The sequence below is a fragment of the Schaedlerella sp. genome (assembly GCF_056796775.1).
The window spans coordinates 1-16,299 of the sequence record NZ_JBQIKP010000049.1; the positions used below are offsets into that span (position 1 = coordinate 1).

Annotated in this window: 10 protein-coding genes and 1 pseudogene; 6 read left to right on the top strand and 5 right to left on the bottom strand. The window is 52.1% G+C overall.

The window, feature by feature from the left end; genetic code table 11:
* Positions 1-108: 108 nt before the first annotated feature.
* From ACTOY7_RS17520 to ribH, 5 genes are all read left to right on the top strand, one after another.
* Complete coding sequence (locus ACTOY7_RS17520; protein WP_482671097.1) at positions 109-465, top strand: winged helix-turn-helix domain-containing protein; 357 nt, start codon at positions 109-111, stop codon at positions 463-465.
* A gap of 95 nt (positions 466-560) precedes the next feature.
* Positions 561-1,781: a bifunctional diaminohydroxyphosphoribosylaminopyrimidine deaminase/5-amino-6-(5-phosphoribosylamino)uracil reductase RibD gene (gene ribD, locus ACTOY7_RS17525; RefSeq protein ID WP_160282872.1), complete on the top strand. Its 1,221-nt coding sequence runs from the start codon at positions 561-563 to the stop codon at positions 1,779-1,781.
* A gap of 112 nt (positions 1,782-1,893) precedes the next feature.
* Positions 1,894-2,544, top strand: a complete 651-nt coding sequence (locus ACTOY7_RS17530) for a riboflavin synthase (protein WP_482671096.1) — start codon at positions 1,894-1,896, stop codon at positions 2,542-2,544.
* A 144-nt stretch (positions 2,545-2,688) separates the two neighbouring features.
* A complete protein-coding gene (locus ACTOY7_RS17535) occupies positions 2,689-3,906 on the top strand; it encodes a bifunctional 3,4-dihydroxy-2-butanone-4-phosphate synthase/GTP cyclohydrolase II (RefSeq protein ID WP_482671095.1) in 1,218 nt (405 codons plus the stop codon).
* A 41-nt stretch (positions 3,907-3,947) separates the two neighbouring features.
* Positions 3,948-4,430 carry a 6,7-dimethyl-8-ribityllumazine synthase gene (gene ribH, locus ACTOY7_RS17540; protein ID WP_160282869.1) on the top strand — a complete coding sequence of 161 codons (483 nt, stop codon included), beginning with the start codon at positions 3,948-3,950 and terminating at the stop codon, positions 4,428-4,430.
* A 141-nt stretch (positions 4,431-4,571) separates the two neighbouring features.
* Here ribH and ACTOY7_RS17545 read toward each other — a convergent pair whose 3' ends face one another.
* Together ACTOY7_RS17545 and ACTOY7_RS17550 are read right to left on the bottom strand one after the other, a co-directional pair.
* Positions 4,572-6,659 (bottom strand): hypothetical protein, encoded by a 2,088-nt coding sequence (locus ACTOY7_RS17545; RefSeq protein ID WP_482672524.1) that lies wholly within the window; start codon positions 6,657-6,659, stop codon positions 4,572-4,574.
* 135 nt (positions 6,660-6,794) lie between these two features.
* A complete protein-coding gene (locus tag ACTOY7_RS17550; protein ID WP_482671093.1) occupies positions 6,795-9,770 on the bottom strand; it encodes a cell division protein FtsA in 2,976 nt (991 codons plus the stop codon).
* A gap of 296 nt (positions 9,771-10,066) precedes the next feature.
* Between ACTOY7_RS17550 and ACTOY7_RS17555 the strand changes: the two genes are divergently transcribed.
* The gene (locus tag ACTOY7_RS17555) at positions 10,067-10,351 is read left to right on the top strand and encodes a DUF3784 domain-containing protein (RefSeq protein ID WP_482672717.1); all 285 of its coding nucleotides are present in this window, start codon (positions 10,067-10,069) and stop codon (positions 10,349-10,351) included.
* 26 nt (positions 10,352-10,377) lie between these two features.
* On the opposite strand, the pseudogene ACTOY7_RS17560 reads toward ACTOY7_RS17555, so the two are convergent.
* The 3 genes and pseudogenes from ACTOY7_RS17560 to ACTOY7_RS17570 all read right to left on the bottom strand — a co-directional run.
* A pseudogene (locus ACTOY7_RS17560) lies at positions 10,378-10,695 on the bottom strand (hypothetical protein); the annotation flags it as partial.
* A gap of 502 nt (positions 10,696-11,197) precedes the next feature.
* Complete coding sequence (locus ACTOY7_RS17565; RefSeq protein WP_330690708.1) at positions 11,198-12,553, bottom strand: AAA family ATPase; 1,356 nt, start codon at positions 12,551-12,553, stop codon at positions 11,198-11,200.
* Between the two features lie 326 nt (positions 12,554-12,879).
* Positions 12,880-15,708 carry a family 78 glycoside hydrolase catalytic domain gene (locus tag ACTOY7_RS17570; protein ID WP_482671092.1) on the bottom strand — a complete coding sequence of 943 codons (2,829 nt, stop codon included), beginning with the start codon at positions 15,706-15,708 and terminating at the stop codon, positions 12,880-12,882.
* Positions 15,709-16,299: the final 591 nt, after the last annotated feature.

Here is a 16,299-nt window from a genome sequence, read left to right on the forward strand (position 1 = left end):
TGAAAATAAGAATACACCCATTTAGTCTATATGGAAATATGGAATCGAAGCTTTCGTCATCATTTGTGCCGCCGCAGGCGGTATGGTAACAAATTTGAAAACCTGTCCATGCTTCTGGACCAGATCCGAATGGACTGCATTGCGGCCCAGGAATTTTTCGGGATCCAAACGATCTCCTCCCGGCTGCATATGAGTGTGAAAAACCACCAGACCACGGTCAACAGTCAGGAAATCTATCTGTCAACCAAGGAGTTTGATGTCCTGTACATGCTGTATTCCAATCCTGATGTCACCTATACCAAGGAGCAGATCTATGAGGCGGTATGGCATGAGCCCTCCGGCGGGTACTGCCATGCAGTGGAAAATACCGTGTTCCAGATCCGAAAAAAATGCAGGGGCGTCGCAAAGGATGTGGATTTCATTAAAACCATCGCCGGATACGGATATAGATTTCATGCCGGTTAACGATCCGCGGCAATCAGCAGCAATAGTCTCGCCGCACATGTCAACGGATCCGGTTATTTTACGCAGTTTCTGTTACTGTAAACGGAGGGAAAACTATGCTGGAAGAACAATATATGCGCCGCGCCATCCGTCTTGCCGGGCTGGGGCTTGGCCAAACGAACCCGAATCCCATGGTGGGCGCCGTGATCGTAAAAAACGGGCGCGTCATCGGTGAGGGGTATCATCGCCGCCGCGGCGGCCCCCACGCGGAGCGCAATGCACTGGCTTCCTGTACCGAGGATCCCGCAGGCGCCGTCATGTATGTAACGCTGGAGCCCTGCTGTCATCAGGGACGGACCCCGCCCTGTACGGATGCCATCCTGGAAAATGGGATCGCCCATGTGGTCATCGGCTCCCGGGATCCGAATCCGAAAGCAGCCGGCGGCGCGGAGCTTCTGCGCAGAAACGGAATCACTGTAACGGAACATTTTCTGCAGGACGAATGCGATGCAGTCAACGTGGTCTTTTTTCACTATGTTACAACCGGACGGCCCTATGTGGCGATGAAATACGCCATGACCGCCGACGGAAAGATCGCCTCCCGCACAGGCGCTTCCAAATGGATCACCGGCCGGGAGGCCAGAGAACATGTTCATGAGTTGCGCCGTCAGTACACCGGGATCCTGGCCGGGATCGGCACCGTGCTGGCGGATGATCCGCTGCTGAACTGCCGGGTGGAAAGGCAAAGATCCAGACTGGAGGACCATCCGCTTCACTGCGGGACGGAGAAACAGACAGCCGGGTCGGAGAATCGGCCGCTGAACTGCCTGGCAGAAGAAGAATCCTCCGGACTGGAGGACCGGCTGTCAGAGCCCCCGCGTCAGCCCGTCCGTATCATCTGTGACTCTTGCCTGCGGATTCTTACGGACAGCCGTATATGCCGTACAGCCGGACAATATCGAACGGTCATCGCCTATACCCACGGGACACGGGAAAAACGGTCCGCGCTGGAAGCTCTGGGCATCACCCTGCTGGAGCTTCCGGAAGAGAACGGCCATGTTTCTCTCCCGTCTCTGATGGACGCACTCGGCCGCATGGAGATTGACAGCATCCTTCTGGAAGGCGGCGGCACACTGAATGAAGCCATGCTCCGGGCCGGACTGGTGCAAAGGGTATACGCTTATATCGCTCCTCTTCTGCTGGGCGGACGGGATGCAAAAACCCCCGTGGAAGGGATCGGATTTCCCACGCCCGGGGATGGAATCCGGCTTTCATCCCCTGCGGTATCTTCTGTCGGCGGCGACCTGTTATTAGAATTTATACTGAGCGCCACATAAATCCGCCCTACAGTATCATATGACGCAAACAGCCGCATAAGGACGAGAAAACAGACTGTACAAATTTATCTACGAAAAGCTGAATTCGAATCAAATTTATGAGGTATTTCAAATGTTTACAGGAATCATAGAAGAGATCGGCCGGGTACGCCATGTGATTTCCAACCGTACCTCCGGACAGATCTCCATCCAGGCCGATACGGTCCTGGAAAATACCCGGCCGGGAGATTCCATTGCGGTCAACGGCGTATGCCTGACCGCCGCAAAACTCCTGCCGGACGGTTTTATTGCCGACGTGATGCCGGAAACCCTGCGCCGGACCAACCTGGGAGCGCTCTGCACAGACAGCCGCGTCAATCTGGAACGGGCATTGGCCGCAGACGGAAGATTCGGCGGGCATATTGTTTCAGGGCATATTGACGGGACCGGAACCATCCGCACTGTACGCCGGGAGGAAAACGCGGTGTGGATCACCGTGGAAGCCGCGCCTGACGTCCTGAACCTGATCGTGGAAAAAGGCTCCGTTGCCATCGACGGAGTCAGCTTGACTGTGGCCGGACTGACAGAGCAAAGCTTTCGTGTTTCTCTCATCCCCCATACCTGCGGGCACACGACCCTTCTCACAAAGAAAGCAGGCGATCCGGTCAATCTGGAAAATGATATTATTGGAAAATACGTGCAGAGGCTGATCACAGGGCCTGCTCCTGCGCCGCTGCCGGAAAGCAGGATCACAGAGGATTTTCTACGGAAGCATGGATTTTGAAGTCCATTCCGATTCTATGGTGGAAGCCGTCCATTTTTATGGAAGAAATATATGATCTGGCCGGCAAGGGAAATGAGACCTTTTGACGGGCAGATCATACATACAAAAAGAGAGCAAATTCTATTGGAAGGAGACAGATTCATCATGAACTTTGCAGCGATCGAAGACGCGCTGGACGAGCTGAGAGCCGGCCGCGTCATCCTGTGTATGGATGATCCGGACCGTGAAAATGAGGGCGACATGATCTGCGCCGCCCAGTTCGCCACGACGGAAAATGTAAACTTTATGGCAACACATGCCAGAGGATTGATCTGCACCCCCATGTCCGCAGAGATTGCGAAACGCCTGGGACTGGAACAGATGGTGAAGCAAAACACCGACAATCACGGAACGGCATTCACCGTTTCCGTGGACCATATTGACACCTCCACAGGCATTTCCGCAGAAGAGCGGGGCCTGACCTGCCGGAAATGCGCAGATCCCATGTCCGGATTTCAGGATTTCCGCCAGCCGGGGCATATATTTCCGCTGACGGCCCGTCCGGGAGGCGTACTGACACGAGCCGGTCATACCGAAGCCACCGTGGATCTGTGCCGTCTGGCAGGGCTGGAGGAATGCGGACTATGCTGTGAGATTATGCGGGAAGACGGTACCATGATGCGCACCGCCGAACTACTGGAGCATGCAAAAACCTGGAATATGAAGGTCATTTCCATCAAAGACCTGCAGGATTACTGCCGGCTTCATGAAAAGCATGTGCTCCGGGAGGCCGCTGCCAAACTGCCTACCCATTATGGAGATTTCATGATCTACGGCTATACCGATGACCTGACCGGCCAGAGCCACGTTGCCCTTGTAAAGGGAGAGGTCGGCAATGGAAAGGGACTGCTGTGCCGGGTTCATTCCGAATGTCTCACCGGAGATATCCTGGGAAGCCGGCGGTGCGACTGCGGGCAGCAATTGGAAGCCGCCCTGCGGATGATCGAAAAGGAAGGACGGGGTATCTTGCTGTATATGCGCCAGGAAGGACGGGGCATCGGACTGATCAATAAGCTGAAAACCTACGAGCTGCAGGAACAGGGGTATGATACTGTGGAGGCCAATTTAAAGCTGGGCTTTGCCCCGGACATGCGGGAATACTGGATCGGCGCGCAGATCCTGCGCGACCTGGGAGCCCGGGAGCTGCGGCTTCTGACCAATAACCCAGACAAGATCTATCAGCTGAAGGATTTCGGACTGGAGATTACGGAACGCATACCAATCCAGGTGGATGCCACACGGGAAGATCTGTTTTATCTGCGTACCAAGCAGAAAAAAATGGGCCATTTCCTGAACTATTCCGCGGCGTCAGCAACGATTTGACCGGCTGAATGAAATGTCTATATAAAGAAAGGAAAATTGTCATGAAAATATTTGAAGGGAAACTGGTTGCAGAAGGTATTCGGATCGGGATTGCCGCTGCCCGTTTCAATGAATTTATCGTTTCCAGACTGCTTAGTGGATGCGAAGATACGCTTCTCCGCCACGGTGTATGTGCCGATGATATCCATGTTGCCTGGGTTCCGGGCGCATTTGAGATTCCGCTGATCGCTTCAAAGATGGCAAAATGCGGAAGATATGATGCGGTGATCGCTCTTGGGGCTGTCATCCGCGGAAGTACCAGCCACTACGATTACGTGTGCAGCGAGGTTTCCAAGGGCATTGCAAATGTGGCCTTAGCAAGTGACATTCCGGTGCTGTTCGGTGTCCTTACCACCGATACCATCGAACAGGCCATTGAGCGGGCAGGCACCAAGGCCGGCAATAAAGGGGCGGAATGTGCTCAGGCCGCCATCGAAATGGTCAACCTGATCCGCACTCTGGAAAGCGAAGAGCGGCTGCGTTAGCAGACGTAAGAGTTCGTCAGCACGGTTTTTGCGAATGGATAAGTGGATTGGAATGATTTTTGCCTGTAATGAACGCAAAAGGATCTGTCCGGCATGGAATTCCCTGCCGGACAGATCCCTTTTACCTGATCACGCCTGAAACTACAAAAAGATCTCCGGAACCTCTGTCTGATGATCCGTCCACCGGCTGATCTCTGACGCGCCGGACAGGTTGGCCGCCGGTTCGTGCGATACCACCGTGATCGTATACTTTCCGGTTCCCTGCACATAGACCGTGCCGTCCTTGCCCCGGATCGTCACTGTTTTTCCCTCATCGTCCTCGATCCGCCCGCTGCAGGAGAGCCGGTTCAGACTGCTGTTTCCTGTCACGGTCCAGGTACAGCCCTCCTCAATATAGAGGTTGCAATACCCGTCGCGGTCCTTGCCGCCATCATTTTTTTCCTGCAGGACCGCTCCCTTAAGCGTACTGTTTTTCGTCATATAAAAATCAAGCTGGCTGATCTCATCCCAGACGATATCGCCCTCCATGTCCTGCCCTTCCGCGGTAAACAAGCAGTCCGCCCCGTTGGAGCCAGCTTTTCCCCAGCCGTCCGGATGATCATTTCCCGTACATTTCAGAAAGAAATCCCGAACATCCGGGTATACGATCTCTACATTGGACAGCGTAATGGTGGATTCTGTATTTGTCGTGTAAAAGATACCGCCGTTGTTGGCCGTCAGCCTGCCGCCCTTCATCTCAAAGGTACTGTTTCCCGGTTCAAAATCTCCGGGCCTTCCCTGATAAAGGAGCACGTTCCAGGCGCTGTCGTTGTACAGATCATCGCCCATATTTCCCGTCAGTCCGCACTCATACAGATGCAGCGCATTTCCGCCTTCCACGCGGACAGCCTCCGATGCGTTTGCCGTCAGCGCAGCTTCACGGACCGCAATATCCGCCCCGCAGGATACCGCCGGCGAATCTGCCCCTCCGGTGATATACGCACCGCCGTCCACTGCCATCCTGCCGCCTCCCCGGCCGCTGCTGATGGCCGCTGAGGATGTCCCGAAGGTCTCCACGTTCAGATTCCAGGCATACAGCTGTCCGCCGCCTGCCGTCTGAATGCCGCTGGAGGTGTCCTGCCTTGTAGACACTTCGGTATTCATGGCATAGGCATGGGCATTTCCATAGGAAAAAATCCCGGCAGCTCCGGACGCGTCCGTCCTAACGGTGCTGTCTTTGATATAGGAAATGCCGTTGGTCGTAAGCAGAGCCGCCCCTACGCCGTAGGAGGCGGACGGACTTCCTCCGGCGCTGTCCCGGGACGTCCTGGTGATCTCGGCATTTTTCAGGACCGCCCTGGCCTCCCCGTATACATGGACTGTATTTTCATCTGTTCCCTTAGACGAAAAGACTTCTCCGTCCGTCTCAATATCAACGGCAAATTCTACAGCCGCGTCATAGTCTTCCGCTTCCCTGAGCTTTCCCGCGTCCCCCGGCCCGGCCTGGGAAATGACCAGGATTTTGGATGCATTTCCTTTTTTATCCAGACTGGCGGAAATCACGTCTCCTTCCGAAATGTGACTGGCTGGAATCTCTTCCTCAACAAATTTCTCCTGTATTTCCCCGGTGTTCCCGTCTGAATCAGCGCTTGAGTCCTCCTCTGAACCGTCGTCTGCCACGGCGTTGGAGTCCTCCTCTGAGCCGTTGTCTGCCACGGCGTTGGAGTCCTCCTCTGAACCGTCATCTGCCACGGCATTGGAGTCCTCCTCTGAGCCGTCGTCTGCCACGGCGTTGGAGTCCTCCTCTGAGCCGTCGTCTGCCACGGCGTTGGAGTCCTCCTCTGAGCCGTCGTCTGCCACGGCGTTGGAGTCCTCCTCTGAGCCGTCGTCTGCCACGGCGTTGGAGTCCTCCTCTGAGCGTTCCGATCCGTCCTGTGCCGATTCTGCTTTGCCCTCTGCTTCTTCATCGGGTCTGCGGATCATGAACACCGTGTCCTTTGTCAGCCTGATCTCCAGCTCTTCTCCTATGTACTCCGGAACGGGGGTATTTTCATCTTTCTCTTCTTCCGGCCCGTCCTTCTCGCCTTCGGCCCGGATGAAAAGCAGATCGTCTTCCACCCGGCATACCTGTCCTGTGACCGTCTGTTCTGTACTCTGACGAAAGAACGGAATCTCAAATTCTCCGGAGCATCCCGCAAGCGCAAGAATTACCAGTGCAGACACAAGTATCACAACTGCATATTTTTTCATAAAATCACATTGCCTTTCCGCGGGTCACGGCTGCCGTCCGCTTACGCTGAGTACGCCTCGGTATGGCAGCCCGGCTGTTTGCAGCTTTTCCTGTCATTACACGGACTGCACAGCCACCGTACAGATGGAATTTTTTCATATCTCTTCCACGATACGTATGATATCTCTCTCATGTAGCTTCTGCATAAATGTTCCGGGCTGCCCGTTCACACTCAATGTAACCCTGCCTTTCGGCTGCTTCAGATCGATACCGGAATATTCGATCATATCCATCAGATAATAAGAATCCCCGTCCTTTTTCAGCGGCAGACGCAATGGCGTATCGTTCAGATAGAACAGAATGGTTCCTGATCCGCGCAATGCGGCCGGCTCCTTCTTTGCGGAAAATCCCTTGGATGCAAGAGCCTCTTTTATGGAAGGCAGCTTTGAAGTACGTTCCTTTGCTGAAAGGCCGCCGCTCTGTGAATGGTGTCTCCTTACCGGTACAGCATCGGCTGACGGCTTTCCGCCTGTCTCTAATTCCAGGTTCAGAGTTCCCTGAACCAAAGATTTTTCGTCCGCATTATACAGCTTATTCGCGGCATTATCTATTTCTTTTTTTACAGGTTCCGACTCCTGCTTTTCCTCCGCAAGTCCGGCTTTTGGGATCCACATCTCTTCTGTCAGCGGTTCCGCCTCATATTTCTGCAGTTCCTCTGCTATCGGCTCTGCCTGGGATATCTGCAGTTCTTCGGTTGCAGGTTCAGATACCGGCTTCGGCTCTGTCACCGACACGGTTTTCGTCCGCGGATCCTCCTGCTTCATCGGCTTTGCTTCCGTCCCCGGATTTTCCTGCTTCATTGACTCTGATTCCGGATTCACTGCTTCAGATATACTTGTTTCTGCCAATATATCCTTTTCCGGTTCTGCCTCAGCTGCTAAAGCTTCTTCCGATTCTGCCTCAACTGCCAAAGCTCCTGCTGGTTCTTCCTCAATTGCTAAAGCTTCTTCCGATTCTGCCTCAACTGCCAAAGCTCCTGCTGGTTCTTCCTCAATTGCTAAAGCTTCTCCCGATTCTGCCTCAACTGCCAAAGCTCCTGCTGGTTCTTTCTCAACCGCTAAAGCTTCTTCCGATTCTGCCTCAACTGCTAAAGCTCCTGCTGGTTCTTCCTCAACTGCTAATGCCCCTTCCGGTTCTTCCTCAACTGCTAATGCCCCTTCCGGTTCTTCCTCAACTGCTAATGCTCCTTCCGGTTCTTCCTCAACTGCTAATGCTCCTTCCGGTTCTTCCTCAACAGTCAAAACTCCTTCCGGTTCTTCCTCAACATACAAAGCTTCCCCCTGCTCTGCCTCAACTGTTAAGTCTTCTTTCTTCTCCGTCTCAGCACCCGCTGCTGCTTCTTCCTGCTCCCTCTGTGCAGCTGCAGCCGCTTCCTCCGCTGCCTTCTCCTCTGCCTCCCGCTTCCTGGCCGCAAGCTGTTCATCGGACAGCATCATCTGAATAATATCCCCGTTTTTCAAAGGCGTTTCCAGATCTGCCGGCTTTCCGTTCAGGGACAGCTCCAGGCATTCCGCGGCGCCTTCAATGTCTTTTACACAGGGCTTTGCCGCAAGGCCATGGACAGCCGGTACAAACTCAATATGGTCTCCGGCATGGACGATATCCGAAAGCCGCCCTTCTCTTTTATTGATAAACAGCGATGCCGGCTGTGCCGCCATGCCGTAAAAGACTTTCCGCTTACCGTTCACCCTGACGCTCACGCTTGCTCCGGAACGTCCCAGCATATCCTGAAAGCCGTAGCCGTTCATCATCAGAAGATTCATCACCGTAAAGCTCCCGCTCCGGAATAGTTTTGCGGACTTTTCATTCAATGTGACACGAAAGCTGTCATTGATCATATTCAATCCGGAAGAAATGGCAATTCCCAGGGGGGTCGCATACTCCGGATTATTTAAATCATATTCATCGGAAAACGCGCTGGTCCGGAAGTTATTTCCCGCGATCGCCACGCGGTTGCTGTCCATTTCCAGAGCCGCCGTAAGGCCCTCCTTCAGTCCTGCCAGCTTGCTGCCGCCGCCCGCCAGGAACAGAGCGGAGGGCGCGCTTCCGTTCACATCCAGGATCTTTCCAGCGATCTCCCTGCAGAGAGATTCGGACGTGCCCTGGATGCAGCGGAAAATCTCATCTCTGGAAGCTTTTCTTTCAAATCCCAGAATATCCGTAAAGGTAATTTCTTCCTCATTCTCGATCTGTGCCTTCATATTCTCCGCAGTCATGAAATCCACAAGGAACTCTTTCATAATGGACTCAGTGATCTCATCCCCCGCGATCGTCGCCATCGTATATCCTGTCACACTACCGCTGGTGCAGGCCGCGATATCCGAAGTCCCGGCTCCGATATCCACGATCACCAGATTTAAGAGTCTCAGGTTTTCCGGGATGGCGGCATTGATGGCAGCGATAGGCTCCAATGTGATGCTGGCAACCTCCAGACCGATCTTATTCATCGTAGTATACAGGCTTTCTACCACTTCGCTGGGTAGAAAGGTTGCGATCAGATCCACCTTGATATGCTTCCCGCGGTGATCCTTTAAGCTGGAGATCATATACTGGTCCAGGTAATACTGGCAGACCGTATATCCCACCAGATAAAAGCGGCGGGTATCCTCCTGGGCTTCATTTTCCGCGTCAAACTGGGCTTCTGCCTTGCTGATGGCCCCCGCTTCCAGACGGTTGATGACCTCATCGTCGATCACCTGGGGCCCCTGCAGCACCATCTCGTAATCCACCCTGCTGGTCCGAAGGGCACGCCCCGCAGCCGCGACCGAAACGCGTTTCAGCTTTGTATGGACCTTATCCTCCAGGCGCTTTTTCACCTTTTTCGCCAGCGCAGAAACCTTTTCTATATTTTCAATCTGTCCGTCGATCATTGCCCGCTCGTTATGCTCTTCTTTTTCAATGGCAATGATCTTCACCTTGTCTTCTACAACAACGCCCACCATACCGATGATGCTCCGCGTCCCGATATCCAGGGAAAATACCATATTATCCGCCTGTACCTCTGTCTTTGCCTTCGGCTGTACTTTAGCCTGAACCTTTACCGGAACCTTTTTCGCTTGTCCTTTCGCCATGACGACCTCCTTATTTTTACCGGATGCCCCCGGAAAATCACATGATTATGAACTCTATTATATCGAAGTTTTTATTCTCTGTACAGAAAAAAAACATCCTTCGGAAAAATATTTCCAGAATCCCAAAACTGATTTCTGTATTTCTGATATCCAGTATGGTAACCTCCGGGCAGATATGGTAAGATAAAACTGCCGATCCAATGAATGTGCTGTAAGGATTGGTTTTGATTTGGAAGGAGGAAGCAACGATGACCTTAAAAGATCTCAGCAACGGACCCGAATGGGTTTCATGGGTAATGCTTGTTATTTTTGCCGTGTTGTCCGTCATTTTCCTGAGCGGTCACGGCTCCGGCCTGATCGCTGGATATAACACGTCCAGTAAAAATGAAAAAAGCAAGTACGACGCAAAAAAGCTATGCAGGGTGGCCGGAGGCGGAATGACAGTGATCACGATTTTTCTCTTCGTCGTGTCTGTCTGGGAGGATGTGCTTCCGGCCGCCGCAGCATATTTTTTTCTGGCGCTCATTATCGTGGATTGTGTGGTTATGATCGTTCTGATGAATACGGTATGTAAAAAATGAAATGCCCTGAGATCAGCCACTTCGCGCACATAAGCCTTTTTTCCTGTCGGGTTGTGGAATGTGGGCATGACTGTATAATAGCTGATCCCGCCTGCCCCCACAAATGTCTCACCGTCGAATACCAGATAAGCGGTATGGGTTCCGTCCGCCAGGGCTCTTTTGTAGTACGCCCTGGATTCGGCTTCTACCTCTGACATATCGGCGGAATCGTTCAGCCGGTTTGCGGCCCGCAGTACCTGGATCCTGGTTTTTGTCAGCAGTTCCAGATCATCGAGGGAGGCTTTTTTGTATCTCAGATCTATAGCTGGCGCGTTGTTCCATGCTTTTGTGTGTTTATGGTTCATATGTGCTGTCCCTTTCCTTTATAGAGTATTCTCATAATATAATGATACTATGGTAGCAAAATTCCTGTAACAGCGCAATGTATTTCTGATTCGTTATTGACTGCAATTCAAAACCTGTTACTGGCGGCATCTCCATCATCCGTGCCCAGTAACTCCAGCCGCAGCAGTAGACGTCCTGAGCGCCAACTTTTATGTGCATCCTCCCGGCAGATATTCCCGATTCGGCAAAATGACATCATAAAATGTGAAGGGGCGTGTTGAGGTATTGAAGGTTTAGTCTTTTCTGCCTGAATATCGTTCATATTTTACAGTTTCAAGCCGGCTGCTCCCTGATACGAACAGCCGGCTTGAAATAGGTCCTCTGATTCAACTTTCACATGCTTCTCTCAGCACTTCTACCTTACACCTGTGCTTTTTCCGCTTCTTCTCATATCCAATCCCTACCGCCAAAATTCTTCCGGTATATCTTGGACGCTCTCCGAGTTTTGCCCGGAAGCGGAGATCATATTTCTTTTTTATGATCTGCCGGATTGCTTCCTCCGGGGTATGGTCCACCTTCAATTCCAGAATCACACTTATACTGCATAAGCGGTGTTTCCGTATTGTGGACCAATTCCAGTATTTCTGCCATCGTATCGGTATCTCCCCGCAAAGTTGCTTCCAGCATCCGACCGGATTCCCTGGCAAGACGGTACACATATCCAAAAGATGCTTCTTTCTGCAGCATCTCATCAAACCGGTCCATCAATTCCTTATTCGGAATCGCCACTTTTCCATTCTCATAACTCAGGAATCCGTACACCACCATAGCGGATAAAATCTCATCTTTTGTCCGAAGGCTCATGGAAGCCGCCGCATATTCCCGAACCTTTGCAGGAACCGGCACACCGGAAACCATCAGCGCGAGATCGTCTCTCACTTCCGCCACATTATTTTCGATATAATAATAAATCTCATCATACGGACCTGAACTTGTCCAATAGCTTGCCAGTTCATTATACCGCAGAGCCATCACAACCGACCGCGGATTATAGACGCGCTCCCGCGAAGCCGTATGATAACCGTTGTACCAAAACTTAAGCCCTTCCGGCGTGATCTGCGGGATACTGCAATTTTTCAGATATCTTTGATATAAATCGTTGACCTCTTCCTGTGTAAATCCAAAATATTCGCTGAACGCCTGTGTCCCCGCCATCGTAAATTCCGTAAACATATTCAATTCCGAACCGCTTGAGTATTTTGCGATCGGAAGGATTCCCGTCATATATGCAAGCAGTACATAAGGGCGATCCTTTAAAAGGCTGCGCAAAAACATCAAGTACGCCTTCTTTTCTTCCTCTGTTGCAAAAGGCTGATGGAACAGGAAATCCCATTCATCCAGCACAAAAATAAAACGCGCTGAGCTGTCTTCCTCATAAATCTCTAAAAGAGCATCCACTGCGGAATCTTCCTGAGTCAGTTCCACTTCCGGATATTCCTTTTTCAAATCTCTGATCAGCCGTCTTTCAATTCGGTCAATGTATTGTTCATAAGTTGTGCATTGCCTTGAAATATCATTGAAAGAAATATGGATGACTCCAAACTGGTTCCGAAAGCTTTGGCAATGCTCATTTCTGCTGATCTTCAATGTATCGAAAATATCTGCCGCATCCCGTGCTTTCGAAAAAAAAGCGGTGATCATATTTGCCATAACGGTTTTGCCAAACCGGCGAGGCCGCGTGATACAGACATAGTTTGTCCCCTCTTTTACCAGAGGGAATAATTCCTCAAGCAGCAAGGTTTTATCTACAAAATATGGCTTTTCTGCTTCATTTTTATATAATCTGTACGCGGCTTCGCTGTTCAGATAAATCCCCATGTAGTTGTGCTCCTTTCTACCACTAAACATACAGCCCACTGATTGGAACATGTTCTTTTATACTATGGACAATCTGGTCTGTATTCTTCTGTTCCTTGAAAGTCCAGAAATAAAGTGGAACAGCTTAATTGCAGTATAACATATCTTCTGCGTTCTTTCCATATAGAAAACCGGCAGCTTTTCTGCATACGATGATAAAACCGGCTCCCGCAGATTTCCCGCTGGAGCCGGTTGGCTGATATATCACTCTATTCCCGCAAAGCGCCAGGCAGTCATACTTGCACGGCTATTTTGCGGCTGCCGCAAGGGGCAAAGCTCTCACCATTTTATTGCATTTTTTTTGACTTTGCATTTGCATCCGCAATCTCCTGCTGATTCAGCGCCCCGATCACCGCCCCATACAGCGGCTTCGCCTCCGCCGCCTGCGCGCACAGCTCCGCCATGGTCATCTGATGCGCCATGGCAAGCATCGGATTCTCCAGCATGCCCGGCGCCATCTGGTTGAACATCTCTACCGCCAGCGGCTCTGCCAGGATTTCTCCCAGCGTGCTGTCCATGCTGAACCGTTCAAAGGCAAGGCTGGTCTCTGTCTCATATTCGTATTCATGGATCCCGGAGCCGGCCTTGATCGCTCCGTCCTTTTCCGGAAGCCAGATCTCCGCCGAGGTATTGGCCGGAACCTCCACATGTACCCGGATCTTTCCATCCCTGCAGCTCCATTGACTCAAGATCTTCCCGTAGACGGATTCAAATTCGATCCCAGCCTCTTCGATCCCTTTCACAAACATGGGCTGCACCCGGAACCGTTTGTAGCCCGGTTCCAGCTGGCTGACTCCTGCCACCTTCCGGTACATCCAGTCCCCGATGGAGCCGTAGGCATAGTGGTTCAGGGAATTCATTCCCGACACGTCAAAGCTGCCGTCCGGCAGGATGGAATTCCAGCGTTCCCAGATGGTGGTCGCCCCTTTGTTGACCGCATACAGCCAGGACGGATAATCTTCCTTCATAAATAATGCCGCCGCAAGGTCATGAGCCCCGTTCTCGGACAATGCATGGCACAGGTACGGCGTACCCACAAAACCGGTTGCCAGGTGGTTCTTATGATTTTCGATATTGGTCCGCAGGGTCTGCAGGATCCGTTCCCGGTCCTTCTCGCGGGCCAGGTCAAAATACAGGGACAGCACCGCCCCGGTCTGGGTCTCGCTGACAATCCTTCCCGTATTGGTATAGTATTCCTGGCGGAATGCTTCCAGGGTGTTGTCATACAGCTCCTGATATACCTTCGCAGCCTCCCCAAGGCCCAGCACCTCCGCAGTCCGCTTCACCAGGTCGGTCACATACAGATAATAGGCGTTTGCGATGAAATATTTATCCGTTGCCCCGGTCCGATCCGCGCTCTCCTCCTTGTCCAGCGCCAGCCAGTCCCCGTACTGGAAGCCGCTCTGCCAGAGCCCGTTTTCGCCGCACTGGCTTCGGATATAGTCTACCCACTCGTGCATGCATTTCCAGGATTCCTCCAGAATCCCCTTATCGCCGTAGATCTGATACACGACCCAGGGAACGATCACCGCCACGTCGCTCCACGCCGAAGAGCTGTACTGCCCCAGGATATCCGGCACCACATGGGGGACTCCTTTTTCCAGGGAGGATTCCGCCGCCACATCCCGCATCCATTTGCTGAAAAATAAAGCCGTATTTCGGTGAAATGCTGCCGTCCAGGAGAAGATCTGGGCATCCCCGGTCCATCCCAGCCGTTCGTCCCGCTGAGGGCAGTCTGTCGGAATATCCAGAAAATTGCCTCTCTGTCCCCAGGAAATATTGCTCTGGAGCTGATTGACCTTCGGGTTGGAACAGAAAAACGTTCCGGTTTTCTCCATATCGGAATGCATCACGCAGGCCGTAAACTGATCTGTGGACAGCTCGTCAAGCCCTTCCACACAGAGATAACGGAATCCGTGAAATGTAAAATGAGGCAGGAACGTCTGCTCTTCTCCGCTGCAGATATAGGTGTCAATGGATTTTGCCTGGCGCAGGGTATCGGGGTAAAAGTTGCCGTCCTTATCCAGAACCTCCGCATGGCGGATGACAATTTTCTGTCCCTTTTTTCCGTGCACCCGGATCTCTGCGGCACCGGTCAGGTTCTGTCCGAAATCCACCAGCTTTTCTCCCTTCGGCGTGACGATCAGTTCCTTTGCCGGGATCCGCTCCGTGATGCGCACCGGTTCATTTTCCTGGGCGGTCAGTATTGATTTGTCGAACTCAGCCACGGATACATGACCCTCCCTGATCTCGGGCTGATCCGTATCTATGGTTTCTCCCATGTAGATCTCGCTGTATCGGAGCTCTCCGGTTCTCACCTTCCAGGCCTCATCCGTACAGATCACTTCCCGGCTGCCGTCCTCATAGAGAAGATGGAGCTCCGCAAAGGCACCGGTCCGGCTGCCGTAAAGACTGCTCTGCAGCATGAAACCGAATATGCCTTTATACCAGCCGTTTCCGACAATCATCTCCAATGCCGCCTGTTTTGGTACCTCGTTTTGAGTATCCAGCCGGTCCTGCTCCGGATTTTTATTTTGGGACACATTTCCACATCCGTTCCGCAACAGCTCCGTAACATCGTGGATCTGGTATTGCAGGCGGTGATGGTAGCTGGTCCACCCGGGCGCCATGCGCTCGTCCCCGATACGCGCTCCATTCAGGTACGCCTCATAGACTCCCCATGCCGTAGAATAGAGCCTGGCCTGCTTCACCACTCCCTTTAAAGGAAATGTCCTGTAAAAGACCGGACATGCCGTTTCCTCCTCCGGAAAATCATGGGTGATCATCTTCGCCTGAAATTCCTCCGGCCGGAAGATCCCGGTTTCAAAGGTCATGGTTTCCGACGCCGTATTTCCGTGGTTGTCCGTCACCTCCACAGTCACATGATATCGGGTTTCCGGTTCCAGCTCTGTTCCGGCGTAGGGGATCAGTACGGAAGTCTCGCTTTCCTCCCTGTGATCCCAAACCATTTTTTCCCCGGTCCTGACCTGGACGCGGCAGGATTTCTGCACCGTATCTGCCTGCTTGGACTCCATTTTCCATGAGAATCTCGGGTGTATCCTGCCGATCCCGATCGGGTTTACTCTGTATTCTGTCCTCAGATCATATAATTTCATATCTTTCTCCTTTTTCTTTTTTACGAAACTTCCACAAGCCTGCTGTGATAAGACAATACCGCCAGTTCTCGGAGGAAGCTTTCAATCTGTCAATGATTCTACCTGATTTCCGCCTCTAATTCTTTCAGATTTGTTCGATATATTATAAATTTATTTGATATCCTGTCCTGTTTCTGCTATCATATCCATAAATCACAGCAGTTCCATACAGGAGGCCGCCCCATGAACCGAATCGATGATCTGAAAACCCTTTGCCAGATGTTTTATCAGGATACGAATATCCCCTTTTACCTGTATCAAAATACGGAGCTTCTCTTTGCGTTTCCCGATACGCAGCTGGCCTGCGTATATCCCCCTGCCCGATACCGGGACGCTCTTTTCGAAAATGCAGAGGCCATTTCCTACCTTTTCACGGACTACGGGATCTTATATGCCTCTGTACACGCAAGCACCCCCCATGGGCTTTGGATCCTTGCCGGCCCGGTCAACCACATTCCTTTTACGGACTCGGATTTCCACCATATGTATGCCGATTATATCGTGGCGCAGGAGGACCGCGCGTTTTTTCAGGGCTTCTTTCAGTTCATCCCT

Bases quoted from the DNA above. Each gene is read 5' to 3' on its own strand.
- ACTOY7_RS17520 (WP_482671097.1), top strand. From the start codon at position 109: ATGCTTCTGGACCAGATCCGAATGGACTGCATTGCGGCCCAGGAATTT.
- ACTOY7_RS17535 (WP_482671095.1), top strand. From the start codon at position 2,689: ATGAACTTTGCAGCGATCGAAGACGCGCTGGACGAGCTGAGAGCCGGC.
- ACTOY7_RS17550 (WP_482671093.1), bottom strand. From the start codon at position 9,770: ATGGCGAAAGGACAAGCGAAAAAGGTTCCGGTAAAGGTTCAGGCTAAA.
- ribH (WP_160282869.1), top strand. From the start codon at position 3,948: ATGAAAATATTTGAAGGGAAACTGGTTGCAGAAGGTATTCGGATCGGG.
- ribD (WP_160282872.1), top strand. From the start codon at position 561: ATGCTGGAAGAACAATATATGCGCCGCGCCATCCGTCTTGCCGGGCTG.
- ACTOY7_RS17530 (WP_482671096.1), top strand. From the start codon at position 1,894: ATGTTTACAGGAATCATAGAAGAGATCGGCCGGGTACGCCATGTGATT.
- ACTOY7_RS17570 (WP_482671092.1), bottom strand. From the start codon at position 15,708: ATGAAATTATATGATCTGAGGACAGAATACAGAGTAAACCCGATCGGG.
- ACTOY7_RS17555 (WP_482672717.1), top strand. From the start codon at position 10,067: ATGCTTGTTATTTTTGCCGTGTTGTCCGTCATTTTCCTGAGCGGTCAC.
- ACTOY7_RS17565 (WP_330690708.1), bottom strand. From the start codon at position 12,553: ATGGGGATTTATCTGAACAGCGAAGCCGCGTACAGATTATATAAAAAT.
- ACTOY7_RS17545 (WP_482672524.1), bottom strand. From the start codon at position 6,659: ATGAAAAAATATGCAGTTGTGATACTTGTGTCTGCACTGGTAATTCTT.